Source organism: Rhodanobacter sp. G1 (assembly GCF_055397855.1).
Genome location: NZ_AP039674.1, coordinates 2673160 through 2690884, shown reverse-complemented (window position 1 = coordinate 2690884; position 17725 = coordinate 2673160). Strand labels below are relative to the sequence as shown.

Annotated in this window: 15 protein-coding genes; 9 read left to right on the top strand and 6 right to left on the bottom strand. The window is 63.7% G+C overall.

Annotated elements, in window-relative coordinates:
- Nucleotides 1-27 precede the first annotated feature (27 nt).
- The 4 genes from ACZ5Z2_RS12045 to ACZ5Z2_RS12030 all read right to left on the bottom strand — a co-directional run bounded on the left by ACZ5Z2_RS12045 (nt 28) and on the right by ACZ5Z2_RS12030 (nt 4301).
- A complete protein-coding gene (locus ACZ5Z2_RS12045) occupies nt 28-1455 on the bottom strand; it encodes a nitrilase-related carbon-nitrogen hydrolase (protein WP_464758829.1) in 1428 nt (475 codons plus the stop codon).
- Nucleotides 1439-2020: a TetR/AcrR family transcriptional regulator gene (locus tag ACZ5Z2_RS12040; RefSeq protein ID WP_464758828.1), complete on the bottom strand. Its 582-nt coding sequence runs from the start codon at nt 2018-2020 to the stop codon at nt 1439-1441. The genes ACZ5Z2_RS12045 and ACZ5Z2_RS12040 overlap by 17 nt, the downstream gene beginning before the upstream one ends.
- Nucleotides 2021-2277: 257 nt before the next feature.
- Nucleotides 2278-2793, bottom strand: coding sequence for a methylated-DNA--[protein]-cysteine S-methyltransferase (locus ACZ5Z2_RS12035; protein ID WP_464758827.1), 516 nt, complete (start codon nt 2791-2793; stop codon nt 2278-2280).
- Nucleotides 2790-4301 (bottom strand): DNA-3-methyladenine glycosylase 2 family protein, encoded by a 1512-nt coding sequence (locus ACZ5Z2_RS12030; protein ID WP_464758826.1) that lies wholly within the window; start codon nt 4299-4301, stop codon nt 2790-2792. The genes ACZ5Z2_RS12035 and ACZ5Z2_RS12030 overlap by 4 nt, the downstream gene beginning before the upstream one ends.
- Before the next feature lie 326 nt (nt 4302-4627).
- On the opposite strand from ACZ5Z2_RS12030, the gene ACZ5Z2_RS12025 reads away from it, so the two are divergent.
- The 4 genes from ACZ5Z2_RS12025 (at nt 4628) to ACZ5Z2_RS12010 (ending at nt 9039) form a co-directional block, all read left to right on the top strand.
- A complete protein-coding gene (locus tag ACZ5Z2_RS12025; protein WP_464758825.1) occupies nt 4628-4972 on the top strand; it encodes a hypothetical protein in 345 nt (114 codons plus the stop codon).
- Nucleotides 4973-5090: 118 nt separating this feature from the next.
- Nucleotides 5091-5441: a hypothetical protein gene (locus tag ACZ5Z2_RS12020; protein WP_464758824.1), complete on the top strand. Its 351-nt coding sequence runs from the start codon at nt 5091-5093 to the stop codon at nt 5439-5441.
- Nucleotides 5438-7486 carry a hypothetical protein gene (locus ACZ5Z2_RS12015; protein ID WP_464758823.1) on the top strand — a complete coding sequence of 683 codons (2049 nt, stop codon included), beginning with the start codon at nt 5438-5440 and terminating at the stop codon, nt 7484-7486. Before ACZ5Z2_RS12020 ends, ACZ5Z2_RS12015 begins: the two co-directional genes overlap by 4 nt.
- Nucleotides 7487-7668: 182 nt before the next feature.
- On the top strand, nt 7669-9039 hold the full coding sequence (locus ACZ5Z2_RS12010; RefSeq protein WP_464758822.1) for a GDSL-type esterase/lipase family protein: 1371 nt from the start codon (nt 7669-7671) through the stop codon (nt 9037-9039).
- Nucleotides 9040-9060: 21 nt separating this feature from the next.
- Here ACZ5Z2_RS12010 and ACZ5Z2_RS12005 read toward each other — a convergent pair whose 3' ends face one another.
- Together ACZ5Z2_RS12005 and ACZ5Z2_RS12000 are read right to left on the bottom strand one after the other, a co-directional pair.
- On the bottom strand, nt 9061-9606 hold the full coding sequence (locus ACZ5Z2_RS12005; RefSeq protein ID WP_464758821.1) for a cytochrome b: 546 nt from the start codon (nt 9604-9606) through the stop codon (nt 9061-9063).
- A complete protein-coding gene (locus ACZ5Z2_RS12000) occupies nt 9603-10685 on the bottom strand; it encodes a catalase family peroxidase (RefSeq protein WP_464758820.1) in 1083 nt (360 codons plus the stop codon). The genes ACZ5Z2_RS12005 and ACZ5Z2_RS12000 overlap by 4 nt, the downstream gene beginning before the upstream one ends.
- Nucleotides 10686-10833: 148 nt before the next feature.
- Between ACZ5Z2_RS12000 and ACZ5Z2_RS11995 the strand changes: the two genes are divergently transcribed.
- The 5 genes from ACZ5Z2_RS11995 (at nt 10834) to ACZ5Z2_RS11975 (ending at nt 17724) form a co-directional block, all read left to right on the top strand.
- Nucleotides 10834-12489 (top strand): tetratricopeptide repeat protein, encoded by a 1656-nt coding sequence (locus tag ACZ5Z2_RS11995; RefSeq protein ID WP_464758819.1) that lies wholly within the window; start codon nt 10834-10836, stop codon nt 12487-12489.
- Between the two features lie 74 nt (nt 12490-12563).
- On the top strand, nt 12564-14234 hold the full coding sequence (gene hutU / locus ACZ5Z2_RS11990) for a urocanate hydratase (protein ID WP_464758818.1): 1671 nt from the start codon (nt 12564-12566) through the stop codon (nt 14232-14234).
- Between the two features lie 102 nt (nt 14235-14336).
- Nucleotides 14337-15419, top strand: a complete 1083-nt coding sequence (locus ACZ5Z2_RS11985; protein ID WP_464758817.1) for a ParA family protein — start codon at nt 14337-14339, stop codon at nt 15417-15419.
- 2 nt (nt 15420-15421) lie between these two features.
- Nucleotides 15422-16312: an SIR2 family protein gene (locus ACZ5Z2_RS11980; RefSeq protein WP_464758816.1), complete on the top strand. Its 891-nt coding sequence runs from the start codon at nt 15422-15424 to the stop codon at nt 16310-16312.
- Nucleotides 16313-16995: 683 nt separating this feature from the next.
- Entirely contained in the window at nt 16996-17724 is a 729-nt protein-coding gene (locus ACZ5Z2_RS11975) for a hypothetical protein (protein ID WP_464758815.1), read from the top strand.
- Nucleotide 17725 lies beyond the last annotated feature (1 nt).

The following is a 17725-nucleotide window of genomic DNA, read 5'->3' as shown; positions in this document are numbered from 1 at the left end:
GGGATGACGAGCAGAGCTTTCGGGTTTTCAGTTCCCGCGCCGACGCGGCAGTGCCATGAGCAGCAACGCGGCCAGCAGCGCCAGATCCAGCCACGCGAACCAGTCGCCCCAGCGCGCGTAGAGCGTGTGCGTGGCGCGCAGCGGCAGGTCGCCCACCAGGGTTGCGTCGTGCATTTCGCTGGAGGTTTCCGCCAGCACGCGGCCGCGGTCGTCGCTGAGCGTGAGCCTGCCCCTGCGCGCGGAGCGGGCGATGGCGAAGCCGCTCTCCACGCCGCGCATGATCGCCATGCGGCTGTGCAGCCAGCCGTCGATGCCGAAGTCCCAGGCGGGCACCAGCAGCAGTTGCGCGCCGCGCGCCGCGTAGGCAAGGCTGGTGTCGTGGAAGTCCATGTCCTTGCAGATCGCCAGGCCGATGCGCGGCGTGCCGGGCAACATCGTGTAGTCCGTGCCTGGCGTGTACTGGCGTTCGAAGCCGGGGATCAGGTGGTGCTTGTCGTAGGTGAGCGGCGGCGCGCCGTCCGGCGCGAACGCCATTGCCATGTTGCGCTCGGCCTGCGGGTCGCGCGTGGAGTCGATGCCGATGTCCAGCGCCAGCTCGTGCCGGCTGGCCAGCTGCGCGAAGGCGGGCACGCTGGCATCGGCGGTGGCGAACGAGGTTTCCGGGATCACCACGGCGCGCGCACCCTGCTGCGCCAGCGTATCGATGGCTTGCACGTAGCGCGCCTGCAGCGCCTGACCAGTGGCGCTGCCCAGCTCGGGGCGTATCGGCTTCTCGATCGACGCTAGCCCGATGCGCAGCGTGGAATCTGCCGGCGCCTGCAGGCGCAACCCGCCGTAGAGCAGGGCGGCGGCGAGCGGAGCCAGCGCCACCGCAAGCACGGCGGTATGGCCGCGGCGCGATGGCGTCTGCGGCCACGCCAGGGTCGCCATCGCGGCGGGCAGCAACAGCAGCAGGAAGCTCACGCCCCACAGGCCGGTGACTGCGGCGACCTGGATTACCGGCAGCGCGTCCATCTGGCTATAGGCGATGCTGCCGAAGGTGCCGTGCGGCGACAGCAGGCTGTTGGCGTATTCGACCGCCACCCACAGCGCGGCCGGCGCTAGCGCGGCGGCCACCGTATGGCCGCGCAGCAGCAGGCGGCGGTGCAGCAGCACGGCCAGCATGAGCACCAGCGCCGGCCCGGCGATGGCCTCCATGATGAACGGCAGCGGCAAGCCGATGACGCCGTGCAGGTAGGCCCACTGGTTGCAGCCGCCGATTGCATAAGCGGCGAATGCGGCGAGCGCGGCCCAGCGCGCCCGCCCGCGCGGCGCCAGCCACAGCACCGGCAGCGGCGCGAGCCAGGCAAGCCACCACAGCGGGCGCAGGCCGCTGCCGAACCACCAGCCCAGCGCACCCAGCGCCGTCGCCGCGAGCGCGCCGACGAGTTTCCTGCGATCAAGCCCTGATGCCATCGAGCAGCCTCCCTATCGACGCGCGGTAGAACGCGCGGAATCGTTCGTCGTCGTAACTGAAGCGGCCGGCGCGGTACAGCGCGATCAGGCCGTGCGTGTGCGCCCATAGCGTCATCGCCACGTCCCACGGGTCGTCCTTGCGCAGCGCGCCTTCACGCATGCCTTCAGCCACGGCGTCGGCCACCACGTTGAGCGTGGGTGAGCGGCGCGCGCGGAAATCCTCGGGAAAGCGTCGCGCGTCGTCGCGGCGCACCGAGAACGCGTGGTCGAACAGATGCGGGTGCGTCAGCGCGTAGTCGAGGTAGAGCATCTGCGTGGCGAGCAGTCGCCCGATGACGTCTCCGCGGCCGGATTGCTGCTGCCAGTCGTCGGCCACGGACTGGAAGCCGTCGTCGGAGACGCGCTTGAGCAACGCCTCGCGGTTCGGGAAATGGCGGTAGATCGCCATCGGCGTGATACCCACCGTCTCGGCCACGCGTCGCATCGTTACCGCGTCCGCGCCTTCGCGGTCGAACAGCTTGTGCGCGGCGCGCAGGATCTTCTCGGAGGTGGTTAGGCGTGTCATGTATACATTGTATACATCGTGCGGCGTGCGACACCATATGCCGTTGGTTGGGGCGGTGTCGCTTATACGAAATGCAACAGGAAGGCGACTCCACTTCCGGTGGCGATCACCTGCCCGGTTGTCATCCCGGCGCAGGCCGGGATCCAGTGACGGTCACGCTCGATCAAGCCATACGGCTATTGGATTCCGGCCTGCGCCGGAATGACGTACACAGGGCTGGTGCTTCGCGCAGGTGCCCGGGAACCGTGAACAGGCGCTCAGGGCGCCGCGAACAGATCCCCGCGCGCGTGGCGGTCTTCCATCGCCAGCAGGAAGCGTTTGGTTGGCAGGCCGCCGCCGAAGCCGGTGAGGCTGCCGTCGCTGCCGATCACGCGGTGGCAGGGCAGCACGATGGGCAGCGGATTGCGGCCGTTCGCCGCGCCCACCGCGCGTACCGCCAGCGGCTGGCCGATGCGGCGGGCCATGTCGCCGTAGCTGACCGTGGTGCCGTAGGGGATGCGCGCCAGCTCCTGCCACACGGCCAACTGGAACGGCGTGCCCAGCGGATGCAGCGGCAGGTCGAATGCCTGCCGCGTGCCGGCGAAGTATTCCTCCAGTTGCACGCGGGCGAACGCGAGCTTGTCCGCATCGTGCACCCAGCGCGGGTCGGGCGATTTCCGGTGTTTCCCGTTCTCGAACCATATTTCGCGCAGGCCCTGCGCGTCGGCCACCAGTCGCAGTTGGCCGATGGGCGTGGCCAGTTCGTCGTACCAGATCGTTTCCTGCGTGCTCATGCGTGGGCTCCCTTGCGTTTCGTGCGCGGCGCGGGTGCGGCGTCGGCGCTGGCGCGCCACAGGTGGATCACCGCGTATGCGCGCCACGGCCGCCATGCTTCGGCGAGCGCGGTCAATGCCTTGGTGCCGAGCGCATCGCCGCCTCGTGCGGCGGCGCGGCGCAGGATCAGGTCGGCGGCGGGGAACGCATCGGGATGGCTCAGCGCGCGCATCGCCATGTAGTGCGCCGTCCATTCGCCGATGCCGGGCAGCGCGACCCAGCGCGCCACGAATTCGTCCAGCGGCCGTTCCGCGCGGAAATCCACGCGGCCGTCGAGCAGGGCGCGCGCCACGCCGCGTATCGTTTCGGCGCGCGCCGTGGTCACGCCGAGTTCGCGCAGGTCGGCATCCGCCAGCGCCTCGGGCGTGGGGAACAGGCGATCCAGCCCCAGCAGCGGTGCGGCGGCCAGCGCGATGCCGTGACGTTGCACGAGGCGCGTTGCCAGCGTGCGCGCTGCGGCCACGCTCACCTGCTGGCCGAGGATCGCGCGCACCGCGATCTCGAAGCCGTCCCAACTGCCGGGCAGGCGCAAGCCAGGGCGCTTGCGCAGCAGCGGGCGCAGCGTGGCTTCGCCGCGCAGCGCATCGGCGATCGTGCGCGGGTCGGCATCAAGGTCGAACAGGCGGCGCACGCGCGACACCACACCCTGCATCTGCGCCGGCTGCGGGCAATGCAGTTCCAGCTTCAGCGCGTGTTCGCCGCCCGGCCACGCGGAAACGCGCAGCCAGCCCGGCGCGTTCGCCGGGCCGAACACGCGCGCATACGTGGATTCGTCCACCTGCTCGATGCCGGGCAGCGCGCGGCCGCGCAGGAACGCGAGCAGCGACGCGAAGTCGAACGGCGGGCGGTAGGCCAGCCGCAGCGTCAGCGCATCGCTCTTCGCCGCGCGCGGCTGGCGGCGCAGTTCGCGCGGCGCGATGCGGTTCGCCTGCGCGAACGCGGCGTTGAAGCGGCGCAGGCTGCGGAAGCCGGACGCGAGCGCCACGTCCGTCACCGGCATCGCCGTCTCGGTCAGCAGCTGCTTTGCGAACAGCAGGCGGCGCGTGGTGTGCACGCTCAGCGGCGGCGCGCCCAGCCGCTCCGCGAACAGGCGGCGCAGTTGCCGCGCACCCACGCCGACGCGTGCGGCGAGCTGCTCCAGCGAGCCTTCGTCCAGCGCGTCGTGTTCGATCAGTTTCAACGCCCGCGCCACCACGTGGTCGCCGCGCTGCCACACGTCGTTGCCCGGCGACAGCTCCGGGCGGCAGCGCAGGCAGGGCCGGAAGCCGGCCGCTTCCGCCGCCGCCGCGCTTGCGTAGTAGCGCACGTTCTCGCGCTTCGGCGACGGCGCGGGGCACACCGGCCGGCAATAGATGCCGGTGCTGCGCACGGCGGTGAAGAACAGGCCGTCGAAGCGCGCATCGCGGCTGAGCCGAGCCTGCTCGCAAGCGCGCACATCGGGCAGGGCGGGGGCGTGTTGATCGTTCATGCCAGCAGGCTAGCACCGCGCCGACAAGGAAACTCGCCGTTTTCGGACATCAATGCATCAGGTGCATGTGCCAAGCTGGGCAGGGTGACGCAACCCACGCCATTACTGAGGATGCTTCGGTTTATCCGGCGCATGCGTCGCTGCCAACGGAATTGACCAAGGCCGGCAGCCCGATGATCGTTCTGCGAAGGCCTCCGCTGTCGCAGGTGACACTGCCGGGATATGGTGTCGGCCCGTCAGGTTCGTTGTAGCCGTGAACCGGACTGTCAACGCGAACACATAGGCCATAGGCTTGTTGTCGCTCCATCGAGCCAAGGAGAGCCGCCATGCCCATGCTTCCCTCGCCGTCGGTTCCGCAAAAACTGCGCGAGATGCTCAAGGACTATCCAGAGCATATCGAGGCTCTGCAGCAGTCGCTCAATCAGCTGGTTGAGAAGCCAAAGCACGGGGTTCCGCAGTTTGAGCGGGCTGTATGGGCCATTGAGGACCAGTTGGATGTCTTCTTTTCCGAGGCAAAGCTCAAACTCGAGGCCGCGGAGGCTGGTGGCGATGCCGAAGCCATCGCAAAGGCATTTCAAGTAGAGAGATTGATGGGAGCAGCCCGCTTGAACATGGGCGGCATGTCGGAACTCTGGGACTACTTCCAGACGCATGCAGATGCCTGCCCGTGAATTCCGTCATGGCATCACGCATGTTTGCCATGCGGGCGTCGCCGGTTTCATTCACCATGCCAGAATCGCAGCCGCGGAACATCACGCGTCACCAAACCATCGATAAGGAGATCGCGCCATGACCCAGACCATCGACCCCATCAAGCTCAAGGCCGCTGCCGAGCATCTGGAGTGGGTGCTCAAGCAGTATCCCGACAGCGATGATGTGCAGAGCTTGCTGCACTCGCTGACTCCGCTGATCGAGGATGCCAAGGCAGGCAGGATATTAGTGCCGATGGATAGCATGGATGTCCCTGGCGCGTGGAACTTTGGAGATGGACGCTACATCCCATACAAGAATCCAAGCGTCGATGATGCTTACGTGGAATTTTCCGTCGAACTAAGAGGAGGCCGAACCGAGCAAGACAAGCAACGCATCGCGCGTATGGATGCCATGCGGAAGGCTATGGCAAAAGGCTCGCAGCCATGAACGGCAACGACCTCACCGCCGATGTGCTCAAGCAGCAGCATGTTGCTGCTATCGCCAAGGGCGATACCTTTAGACCCAGCGGTGTAAGCGAAGCGGACGCACGCGCCTACCTAGACACCAACGAGGGTACCCTGTACTGGTATCGGCTTGCGGAGGCCGATCCAAATGCGCCTTCATCAACGATCGATGATCGTGCCATCAAGCACCTGCGATCTGGTCGAGAACTCCCCCGCATGGAGACACTCGGCACTCAAGACGCGCTAGTCAAGTTCGTCGCCAAAGGCGCGAGTCCAAGCGCCCACTCCCCATTTTTCGCGCGGGAGGCCCACGCCGAAGCCGCCATGGCCTCTGGCAAGAACATCTCCGAGTACTTCGGCCTGCCCATCGGCAGCGAGGCGCCGCGTTACGACATGTACCGGATTGCGCCCCAGATTCCCACGCAGGTCTTCGTCAATACAGTGGCGCCAACCTCCGAGCTTGGCGGCCTGGTCACCAAGACCGGTGGTGCCGAGCAGGCGCTGGTACCGAATCGCAAGCTGTTCACCGCACCGGTCTACGTCAAGACTATCGACAACACACCTCACCTTGCCGCCGACATCGAACGCGAGGGGTTCTCGCCCAATCTCGTGCGTGGCGCCAGTGCTCTCGGCACGGCGGTCGTCATGGTCGATGCGACCCGAACTGCGGGGCGCGCCTCCGACCTGCTCGATCAGGGCAATCGGATCGGTGCGGCCTCGACGATCGAGCACTTCGGCGCACGCAATCTCGGCGCGTGGGGCGGTGCGGCGCTTGGCGCGGAAATATTTGGGACAGCGGGCGCTGAGTCCGGCCCGTTCGATCTGCTTGTCGCCGGGGCAGGCGGCGTGGCCGGCGCCATCGGCGGCGACAAGCTCGCCGACGCCTGGGACAACCACAGGATCTACAACCAGACCGATCCGCACGGCACCACGTGGCACCTCGACCCGGAGCAGCCGCAGCAGGGCTGGACGCGCACGGCGGTCGATGCCTTCGCCGAACGCGGCTTGAGCAGCACGCACGTCGAAACCGCTCCGCCCGCCGTGGCCGAACGGCTGACCTTCCAGGCCAACAGCACAGCCGTGGAGCTGGCGCTGGCCCATCCGCCGACGCCGCGCGATCCCTACACGCAACCGGCCGGGCCGAAAGACACGCCGAGCCGTCTGGATGCGCCATGGGTGCGCGACGCGCAGACGCAACAGTGGTCGCGTACCGTGACCGACCAGTTGATGGAGCACGGACTCAAGAGCACGCATGCCGAAGTGGCCAGCCCGCAGCGCGCCATGGAACTCGACGCGGCGGCGCACCAGGCCATCCGCGACAACCTGGCAAGTTCGCCGCGCGGCATCGCGGAACGCTACCAATCGGCGTACGAGCGAAACGGCTGGGAGAAATTCGGCCCGATGCCGGAGTCGGTGACCGCTGCGCTCAAGGCAAGCGAAAACACCTTGCAAGCCTCGGATGGCCATACCTACACCCGCAATGCGGACGGGCAGTGGAGCACGCCCGGCCTGTTGTACGGCTCGAACGTCGCGGAAGGCCATGTACGGGCGGAGCTCGACGCCACGCGCGCGGCCGTGCGGCATCCGGCCATGCAGTCGCCGGCCGCGCAGGCATCGTTGCCGCCGCATTCGCCAACCCGGGCCATCACGCCGGCTGATCCGGGCTATGCGCGCAACGATCCGCGCCATGCGGATCATCCCGATCACGCGCTGTACCAAGAGTTGCGCGAGCGCATCCCGGCCGCTGGCGAAAAGCGCCTGCTGCAGTTCACCGCCGCCTGCCATGCTGGCGAGCTCAACCACCGCAACCTCGGTTCGATCGCCTACGACGAGCACCGCGGCGTCATGCACTTCATGCCGGCCATGGAGCCCAGGCCGCCGGTCGTGGTGGACGTGAAGACACCGTCCCCCGAACCCCAGCAGTCGATCCAGCGGATCGAGCAGGCCGATCGAATGCAGGCGCATGTCCAGGCCTTGCCCAGGGCCCACGGCGCGCAAATGGGCCAGCAGTCCGCTCCGGGCCTGTGAGCAGTCTTGCCGTGGATGCGATTGCCGCTGCCGCGACCATCTGACTCGCTGTTTCGTCGGGTCTGGACATCACAGCGGTTGTCCGCTGCGTTGACATCTGGCACAGCCTGCCGAACGATCCGGGAAGACGCTCCCTCGCTCTCCGGCACATACGCATGGCACACGCACATCGCGCTCTCCCTATGCGGCTCGTGATCGCGCTGCTGTCGGCCTGCCTGCCTTTCCACGCCGGCGCGACGGATGCGAAGCCGGCGGCGCGGAAATGGATCGCCACCTGGGGGCAGGCGATGACTTCGCAATACGTGCAGGTCGCCGGCAGCGACGGCAAGCCAAAACTGGACGCCTACGGCCAGCCCATCGAACGCGCGCCCACGGTCGATCACCTGACCCTGCGCCAGAGCGTGAACGTTAGTGCAGGCGGTGAGCGCGTGCGTATCTGTCTGTCGAACTACTACGGCCGCGCGCCGCTCACCGTGAGCGCCGCGCGCATTGCGCTGGGCGCGAGGCATGCCGGCGACCTGTCGGCGATCGAACCCGACAGCGACCGGGCGTTGAGCTTCAACGGAGGTAAACCCTCGATCACCATCGCGCCCGGTAGCGAGGCAGTAAGCGATCCGGTCGAGCTGCGCGTGCCGGCACTGTCGAGCGTGGCCGTCAGCCTGTACTTCGACGGGCCGGCCCAACTCGCCGATTTCCATCCGCTGGAACCGGTGCGCGTCGCGTACGCGGTCGATGGCGATGCCCTGCAACAGGCGTCGCTGGCGCAGCGTCCCGCCGCGAAAGCGCTGCCTCGCACGGATGGCGATCACATCTATGTGCTGGCCGGCGTCGAGGTCGAGGCGCCGGCCTGCACCCGCGGCATCGTCGCGTTCGGCGATTCGATCACCGATGGCGCACTCGCCAGCGCGCCCACCGCTACCTGGCCGGCGGTGCTGGCCGGCCTTGCGCAGCGCAACGGCGATGCGGCGGCGGTGGTGAATGCCGGCATCAGCGCCGACGAACTGAGCACCGACCAGATCGGCTCGCCCGAGGCCGGCGCTTCCGGCCTGAAGCGCTTCCTGCGCGACGTGGTCGACCGCCCCGGCATCACGGATGTCGTCGTGCTGTTCGGCGCCAACGACATCAATCGCGGCATCGATTCCGCCGGTTATCCAACTGGCGCATCGGCGGGCGACCTCATCGCTTCCATGCGCATGCTGGCCGACGTCGCCCACCAGCATCATCTGCGCATCTATGCCGGCACCGTCATGCCGTTCGCCGGATTTCCAGGCTGGTACAACCCGCAGCGGGAGGCCGTCCGGCTGCAGTTCAATCGTTGGCTACGCAGTTCGGGCAGCTTCGATGGCGTGGTCGATTTCGCCGCCGCCGTGGCAGGCGCGTACAAGCCGCCGCCGCTGGTCGCACAGCAGTCGCCGTTGCCGGTCGGCATGGCCACCGTCTGCGCGGGCGACACCGGCCTGCATCCGAACGACCGCGGCTACGCCGTCATGGGCACGCTGGCCTACGACGTGCTGTTCCACGCGAAGTTGCAGCCGCCGCTGGCTTGCCATTGAGACTCCGTCGCGGTGATCGCATCACGGCCCGTGCCTTCTCCCTACCATGCTCGCCAGCACCCCATCGCGTCGGATCAGGCCGTGGTACAGCGCTGCGCCCAGGTGCGCGAGGAAGGTGAGCAACAGCAGCAGTGCCAGCCAGGTGTGCAGGTGGCGCAGGATGGCGAACGCGGTCGTGCTGACGGGGAAGATCGGTGGCAGCCGCAGCGAATCGCCGAGCATCACCGGGTAGCCGCCGGCCGAGAGCATCGCCCAGCCCACCAGCGGCATTGCGATCATCAGCGCATAGAGCAGCCAGTGCGAGGCGTGTGCGGCCAGCTTCTGCAGCGCGGGCAGATCCGCCGGCAGTGGCGGTGGCGGATGGCGCAGGCGCACGGCGAGGCGCACCACGGCCAGCAGCAGGATCGCGATGCCCAGCGGCTTGTGGATGCGCAGCAGCCATTCATGGCGCTCGGATACCGACGCCACCATGCCGACGCCGATGAACAGCATCGCCAGGATCAGGATGGCCATCAGCCAGTGCAGCACGCGGGCGGGCAGGGTAAACACGCCGGTGGTGTTCTTCATCGCCGTGCCTCCGGTTGCGCTTGCGCGGGCATGCGGGCGGAGCCCGGCAGGTGCGCTTCCTCGCTGGTGCGGCGCAGATAGGAATCGGCATAGGCGGCCGAGCGCGCGGGCAGCAGCGGGTCGTCGGAGATCGCGATGCCGTGCGGCAGCACCGTGGGGTCGTAGTTGATGTCGCGGCATTCGCCGCTTGCCTGCGGCGTGGTGTCGGTGAGCGTCAGCGTGCCGGCGTCGATCTCGCGGCGATCCGCAGGCCATGTTTTGGTGGCGTCGCCGGTCGGGTCGCCGGGGTTAGCCAGCGTGACAAGCAGGCGCCAGCGCAGCGCACCCTGCGCCAGCCGCCGCGCCAGGTCGACATCCAGGTAATCGGTGCCGGCACCGCCCGCCGCGGCGGCGCCGTTTTCGGGAACCATGCGCCAGCGCACCGCATGCCGCTTGCCCTGCGCGTCGATGAAGTAGAACGCGTCCAGGCCCCAGTAGCTTTCCGTGGCGAAACTCGCGGACGGCTTCGCGGTTTTCGCCCAGGCGCGGAACGCGGCGGTTTCCGGATGCGCCGCGAAGAAGGCGGCAAGCTTCTTCGGGTTCGGCTTGCCGGTGGCCGGGTCGGGCTGCCCCGCCTGCAATTGCTCGAAGAACGCCTGCGGCGTGGCGACCGGGAACACCGGCATGCTGTTCATGCCGGTGCGCCACTGCTGGCCGTTCGCCTGGGCGAAGCGCAGCGCCATGCTGCGGATCGGCACGCTGCCGTCGGGGGCGTAAGGGTTGCCGCCGGGAATCGCGAAGCGGCCGACCACCGGCGTGCGCTGGCCTGCCGCGAACACCTGTGCCACCGAATACGCGGCGGCCTGGCCGTTGCCCTGGAAATAGCCGGCGACGCACACGCCCTTGGCGTGGTTGCGCCGATAGCCGGGATGCAACCCGGCGTTGGCCTGGAGCTGGTCGATGAGGCGCTTCGGCGTGAGCCGCTGCGGCGAAAGCCAGCCGCCGACGTAGGCGAAGGCGAGCGTGAACAGGGCGGGCGCGGCGACGATCGCCGTCCAGCGGTAGGCAGCGTGTTTCCTGGGCAGGGCGGCGGGCGTCATGCGGCATTTCTCCAAGTCCGATGGATGGCTCTTCGCTCGTACGCCTCGTGCGGTTACGCGCGGCGTTTGAAGCACGCATCGATGCCGATGCCCGCCGCTGACAGCCGGTGTACGGCGGTGCTACTGTCGGCGCCATCGTGCCCAGGGAGTGAGGCGGCTCATGTCGACGCGTGGACGCATCCTGCTGATCATTGCGCTGATCCTGCTGGGTATCGGGGAATACGGTTGGTCCATTACCAAGGCGATGTCGCTGTTTGCCGTGCCTCTGGACGGCAGGCCGCAACTGGCAAGGCAGCATGCACGCCGTGTGCCTGCCCTGAGCCGAAGCGGTTTCACGCCCGCCGAGGTGCATGCCTTTCTCGACAAGGTTCGGGCCGCCGAGGCTGTGGCCGACCCGCTGCAGCGCTGCCTTGATTATCCCGATCCGCCGCGCAGCCACTGGTCGCCGGCAACGGTAGAGGCCTATTGCCATTACTACCTGCAGAAGACGATCTCGTTCCACGAGGCACAGGAACTCATCCAGAGCGGGCACGCCGCCGAGCTGGATAGCCGGCTGGCGCAAGCCCTGCAGGCGCAGCGCACCCGCCCCGAATCGCGCGGCCTGCTGGATCACACGTACTTCAGTGCGTTCGATAATGGATCGTTCGATGTTCGCCAGACGCTGGATGCCTGGAAGCGCGCATCGCCCGACAGTGCGTTCGCCTTTGCCGCAAGCGGTTCGGCGTATGTGGCAATGGCATGGAAGGCGCGCGGCGGAGCCTATATAAACGATACGCCGCAAAGCAACATCGACGCCATGAACCGCCTGCTGATGGAGGCCGACTCCGATCTGGAGCGCGCGCTGGCCCTGAATCCCCAGGTCACGCCGACGTACGTCGCGATGATGCGCGCCGGTTCGCTGAGCTTGGGAGGCAGCTACACCCGCCGTGCCGTTCAGCGCGGCCTCGCGGTGGCGCCGGACAACTACTCGATCTACGGCACGTTGAGTTCCGTGGAGGAGCCTCGCTGGGGCGGCTCGTTGGAAGCCATGGATCGCGTCGCCCGGCAGGCGCAGGCGCACGTGAAGCGGAATCCGCTGCTGGCGATCCTGCTCTCCGCGGAACCGGCTTACCGCTACGACGTGTGCAATTGCCGGTCATCGGCCAGTTGGCCGGCTTATCCCACGGTGTTCGACAACGTGGCCAGCACGGCCCTGCTTTCCAGCGCCGGCAAGGCGGCCAGCGAAAACGGGCATCCCGAACTGGCGGTGATCTACCTGTCGGAGGCGCTGCGCTTTCAGCCGGGCGCCTTGGGCACGCGCCGGCAGCGCGATACCGACCTCGCCTACGTGGGTGAACCCCGGATGGCGCTCGACGACGCCAACCGGCTCATTGCGGACAATCCGCACGATGCCCGCAACTACCTGCTGCGCGGCAACGTCTACCGGTCGCTGATGGACACGCGGCATGCCGAGGAGGATCTCGAACACGCGCTGGCCATGGATCCCGACGACATCGATGTGCTCGGGCCGCTGGGAAGTCTCTACATCGACCAGACCCACGAGTGGGACAAAGCCTGGGACATCACCGATCGCATCATCCGCAAATATCCGGGCAGTCCGGCGGGATGGGTGATGCGGGCAACCATCCAGGAGTCGCAACCGCGCGCCGGCCTGGACGACACGTATCGGTACTTCGTCGAGCACTTCGGCCATGACCCCTCCATGCAATGGCAGATCGCCCACATCCGCGAAGTGCTTGCCAAGGCGAAGGCGCCGGCCGAACAGGTGTCAAAAAGCAACCAGGCCGACGGGTCGGGCCGGTAGCCGCTGCCAGCCGCCTGCCGGCACGTTTCGCCTCGCCTATACTCGATGGACTGTCCCACCAAGAGTTTGCGCCCATGAACGCCCCCACCCGCATCGACACCACCCGCACCATCCGCGCGCCGCGCGGCACCGAGCTGAGCTGCAAGAGCTGGCTCACCGAGGCGCCGTTCCGCATGCTGCAGAACAACCTCGACCCCGAGGTGGCGGAGAACCCGGCGGAGCTGGTGGTGTACGGCGGCATCGGCCGCGCCGCGCGCAACTGGGAGTGCTTCGACGCCATCCTGCGCAGCCTGCGCGAGCTGGGCGACGACGAGACCCTGCTGGTGCAGTCCGGCAAGCCGGTGGGCGTGTTCCCCACGCACAAGGACGCGCCGCGCGTGCTGATCGCGAACTCCAACCTGGTGCCGGCCTGGGCGAACTGGGAGCACTTCAACGAGCTCGATAAGAAGGGCCTGATGATGTACGGCCAGATGACGGCCGGCTCGTGGATCTACATCGGCTCGCAGGGCATCGTGCAGGGCACCTACGAAACGTTCGTGGAGATGGGCCGGCAGAGCTACGGCGGTTCGTTGAAAGGGCGATGGATCCTCACCGCCGGCCTGGGCGGCATGGGCGGCGCGCAGCCGCTGGCCGCCAGCCTCGCCGGCGCGTGCAGCCTCAATATCGAATGCCAGCAGAGCCGCATCGACTTCCGCCTCAAGACCCGCTACGTGGACGAGCAGGCCAGCGACCTCGACGACGCGCTGGCGCGCATCGCCAAGTACACCGCCGCCGGCCAGGCCAAATCCATCGCGCTGCTGGGCAACGCCGCCGACGTGCTGCCCGAACTCGTGCGCCGCGGCGTGAAGCCCGACGCAGTCACCGACCAGACCAGCGCGCACGATCCCGTCAACGGCTACCTGCCGCAGGGCTGGACGCTGGAGCAGTGGGCCGAGCGCCGCAAGAGCGACCCCGCCGGCACTGCCAAGGCCGCCAAGCAGTCCATGAAAAAGCACGTGGAAGCCATGCTCGCCTTCCACGCGCAGGGCATCCCCACCTTCGACTACGGCAACAACATCCGCCAGATGGCCAAGGACGAAGGCTGCGCCAACGCCTTCGCCTTCCCCGGCTTCGTGCCCGCCTACGTGCGCCCGTTGTTCTGCCGCGGCGTGGGCCCGTTCCGCTGGGTGGCGCTGTCCGGCGACCCGGAGGACATCTACAAGACCGACCAGAAGGTGAAGGAGCTGATCCCCGACGACCAGCACCTGCACAACTGGCTGGACATGGCCAAGAGCCGCATCAGCTTCCAGGGCCTGCCGGCGCGCATCTGCTGGGTGGGCCTGGGCCAGCGGCACAAGCTCGGCCTCGCGTTCAACGAGATGGTGCGCAACGGCGAGCTGAAGGCGCCGGTGGTGATCGGCCGCGACCACCTCGACTCCGGCTCTGTCGCTTCACCAAACCGTGAAACCGAGGCGATGAAGGATGGCAGCGACGCCGTGTCCGACTGGCCGTTGCTCAATGCGTTGCTCAATACCGCCGGTGGAGCGACCTGGGTGTCCCTGCATCACGGCGGCGGCGTTGGCATGGGCTACAGCCAGCACTCCGGCGTGGTGATCGTGTGCGACGGCAGCGCCGAGGCGGACAAGCGGATTGCGCGAGTGTTGTGGAACGATCCGGGTATCGGGGTGATACGGCATGCGGATGCGGGGTATGAGATGGCGGTGGAGTGTGCGAGGGAGCAGGGGTTGAAGTTGCCGATGGTTTGATATTTGTCGAGAGATGTTCGTTCTGTCCTGGCCAGTGAGAGAAATGCTATGCCGATCAAAACTCCAAAGCGACGTATGACAAATATGGACTCTTCGAACTCTATGAAGTCCGCAGTCAAGGGTGTTACGAAACGAGTTCGTAAACAGAAGGCCACTGTCGATAGCGGCTTGGTAAGCAAAATCAACCAACTTCGTGAGGCTGCTCCGTTCGTAAAATCGGTGTGTTTCTTTAATAATAAAGGCGGTGTTGGGAAAACTAGTCTGGTTGCTAATTTGGCGGCTCAACTCGGCTTGAATTGCGGTGCGCGCGTTCTTGTTGTCGATGCCGATCCTCAATGCAACCTCACTCAGTATGTATTAAGCGAAGATGATTTCTTGGATGCGTATAAGAACGAAGGGGCTGCGGAAAGCATTTATAGCGTCATTCACCCTCTTTCGGTAGGAAAAGGGTATACAAGTAGTTTGCCGATTAGAAATATTTCTAAATTTGGATTTGATCTTGTTCTTGGTGATCCTCGTCTAGCTTTGAAGGAAGATCTATTGGCGCAGGATTGGAGGGATGCCAGGTCAGGAGGGACTCGTGGCCTTAGGACTACTTTTGTATTTTCAGATCTAATTAAAAAGGCAGATAAGTACGATTTTGTATTTTTTGATATGGGCCCATCTCTGGGTGCTATTAATAGGGCGCTTTTGCTCTCCGCAAACTATTTTGTAGTGCCTATGTCGATCGATATATTTTCTCTATGGGCTATTCAGAATATAAGTGAGGCTATAAGAATATGGAGTAGAGATATTGCTACCGGTCTTAGGCTCGCGGAAGATCCATCTGAGTTGGATGTTTTGCGCGCGACTAGACTGAAATTCTTGGGGTATGTTACGCAGCAGCACAAAGAGCGAAGTGAGTCGGGTAGTCGCAGAATTGTTGAGGCTTATAATGCGATAAGTTCAAAAATACCTGATGAGATTAATTCGCGGCTCGGCGAGATTTTCTTAAGTAAGAAAATTCAGCCTCATTTGGGGGATATCAAGCATCTAGCTAGCTTGGCGCCGAAATCACAGACGCTCCATGTTCCGATGATCAATGTAACTGCGGTTGGTAGTTACGCCAGTATGCGTAAGCAGGCACGTAGTATTTATACGGCTATATCTGAGGCGTTTATCGACAATCTTCTGAAAGGTGCGTAGTAATGTCATCCTTTCAGATCAATGCTGATCTAATTGACGATTTAGCGAAGCGGCGTGTTGTTCTCTTTCTCGGATCCGGAGTATCCGCGAGTGCAGTGACGAAGGCGGGAGTGCGTATCAAGCAATGGGGTGCTTTTCTGGAAGGATGTGCAGATTTTTTGCCAGATGCTAAGGCAAAGAGTCTCGTGGATAAATTACTCAAGAGCCAGGATTATCTTCTTGCATGTGAGGTGCTTAGGCGGGGTCTGTCTGATATGTGGAGTAACCTCCTCCATAAAGAATTTGGGCAGATTGCTGATCCATCGTTGTTGCATAATGCAATTGTAGATTTAGATCAACGAATAATTGTTACTACAAATTTTGATAAGCTTATCGAGGCTGCGATTGAGCAGGGTAATTCGACGCATTACCCTAGAATAATAAATAAATTGAGTGCTGACGCATTTAAGATGTTGCGTGATGATGGTCGGTATCTTGTTAAAATGCACGGATCTATTGATGATCCAGAGACATTTATTTTTACAAAGTCTGAGTATATAGCCAAGGCATTCGAAAACTGGATATATGGTGAATTTCTTAGGACTTTGTTAGTAACTCACACTGTTTTATTTGTTGGTTTTTCAATGAGTGATCCGGCGGTTTCATCGCTTGTTGAGCAATATGCTTTTCGTTTTCCGAATGGTCGCCCTCATTATATTTTGCAAGGCGGCCCGATTGATCAGGAGCTGATCGATATAAATAAATCGTTGCGCAAATTATATGCTATTGAATACGACTCGCGGGACGATCATGCTCAATTGGTCGAGGTGGTGAAATTTATGCATTCTGAAATGATTCGGCGCCGATTGGAGCTGGTGGCTGATTCTTCAAATTTAGTGAAAACAGATTCGTAGTGAGGAATGATGAGTGGCGGGGCCAAAATGGGGTCAGATTCACTTATCCCACCAAAACGGGGTCAGGTTCACTTATCCCGTACTCGGAAGTGAGCTTGATCCCGTTTGATTTGGAGTTTTCCTGAATAGGAGATTGACATGGCATGGTCACCAGCAGGTATTCTTGCGCGTAATCGAGTCTGCAATATCGTCTATGGTGGTGCGATAGGGGGCTTTGATCCATTCAATGGGTTTACGTTTGGAGCCTGGCATCCACACGGAGCCCGTATTGGTTTTGATCAAGCAATAATTCAACACGTATACGCAAACGCTCCTGCTGACAACGGAGTTCCTGCATGGTATACCTGCCACTATTGCAATTGGGAGTACCCAATTGCGCGTTGCCATATAGATCATGTAATCCCTTGGGCGGATTATTCGCTGACCGTGACGAATAGCCTCACCTTGCCAAATGCTCGCGCTATAGAAGTCTGGGTCGGGTGCAACGACCCGGCGAACTTGGTGGTGGCTTGTGATTCTTGCAATACATCCAAAGGCAATAACGCGGTAACGCAGCACTGGATAAATAACAGGCGTGCATTGGCGAACGCGAATAATGGTTTTTAAGTAAGCAACAGTGCGAAACAGGGGGGGCAGAGTGCATTTTCTCGCGGTGTCAGAAGCATCTACGGAGGGATTTCCCTGTGACTGGGCAGACTCAGGATTTTTTTTATCATTATCGAACAATGGACACGCGCATCCTGTTGGCTCGTTACCGCAGCGGCGGGTTGTTGCCGGAAGCCAAGGCCGCATTGCTGGAGGTTCTAGCGGATCGCGGCTACACCGTGGAAGCATTGGAACCCAATAGCGTAGGTGGGATCGTCGAACTACGAGTTGATGAGACGGCCGAGGCGCACCCGTTTTCGATAAAGACGAGACCCTCGCTTTCGGTCGCGTGGAGCCGGATCGAGCAAAAGGTGGTGGCTGCCGCTTTACAGTCCAAGGATCGAGTCCGCTTTCGGGAAACTTGGGCGCAGGTTGCTCGCTTCGGCCTGCTTGCAGCGTGCTTGTGGTCGGTGCGACTAGCCACCTTGTTCGGCTTGGGGCTCTTTGTGACCGCGAACGTTTTTTGTGACTCCGGGCCAGAAGCAAGGTGTTTTCACATGGGTCTGCACTTTCTCGAGGTCGGCATGACAGCCGATGCCCTGTTGATGCCGGCCATGGTTGCTTTGCTGTTTCCGAAAAGATGGATTGCCTGGTATCTCAAGGTAGTCCCAGCGCTTTCGCTCGCGGTTTTCGGTGCATCCATCCACTGGTACCGCATACTTCCCATGCTCTGCCTGAAGGCGGCGGAGCTAAGTGCCTTGATTGCGTTTCTAGCGGCCGCCTTCCTGATCCTTTCGCGGAAGTCTGGACTTCTGCCGGTTCCGTAGA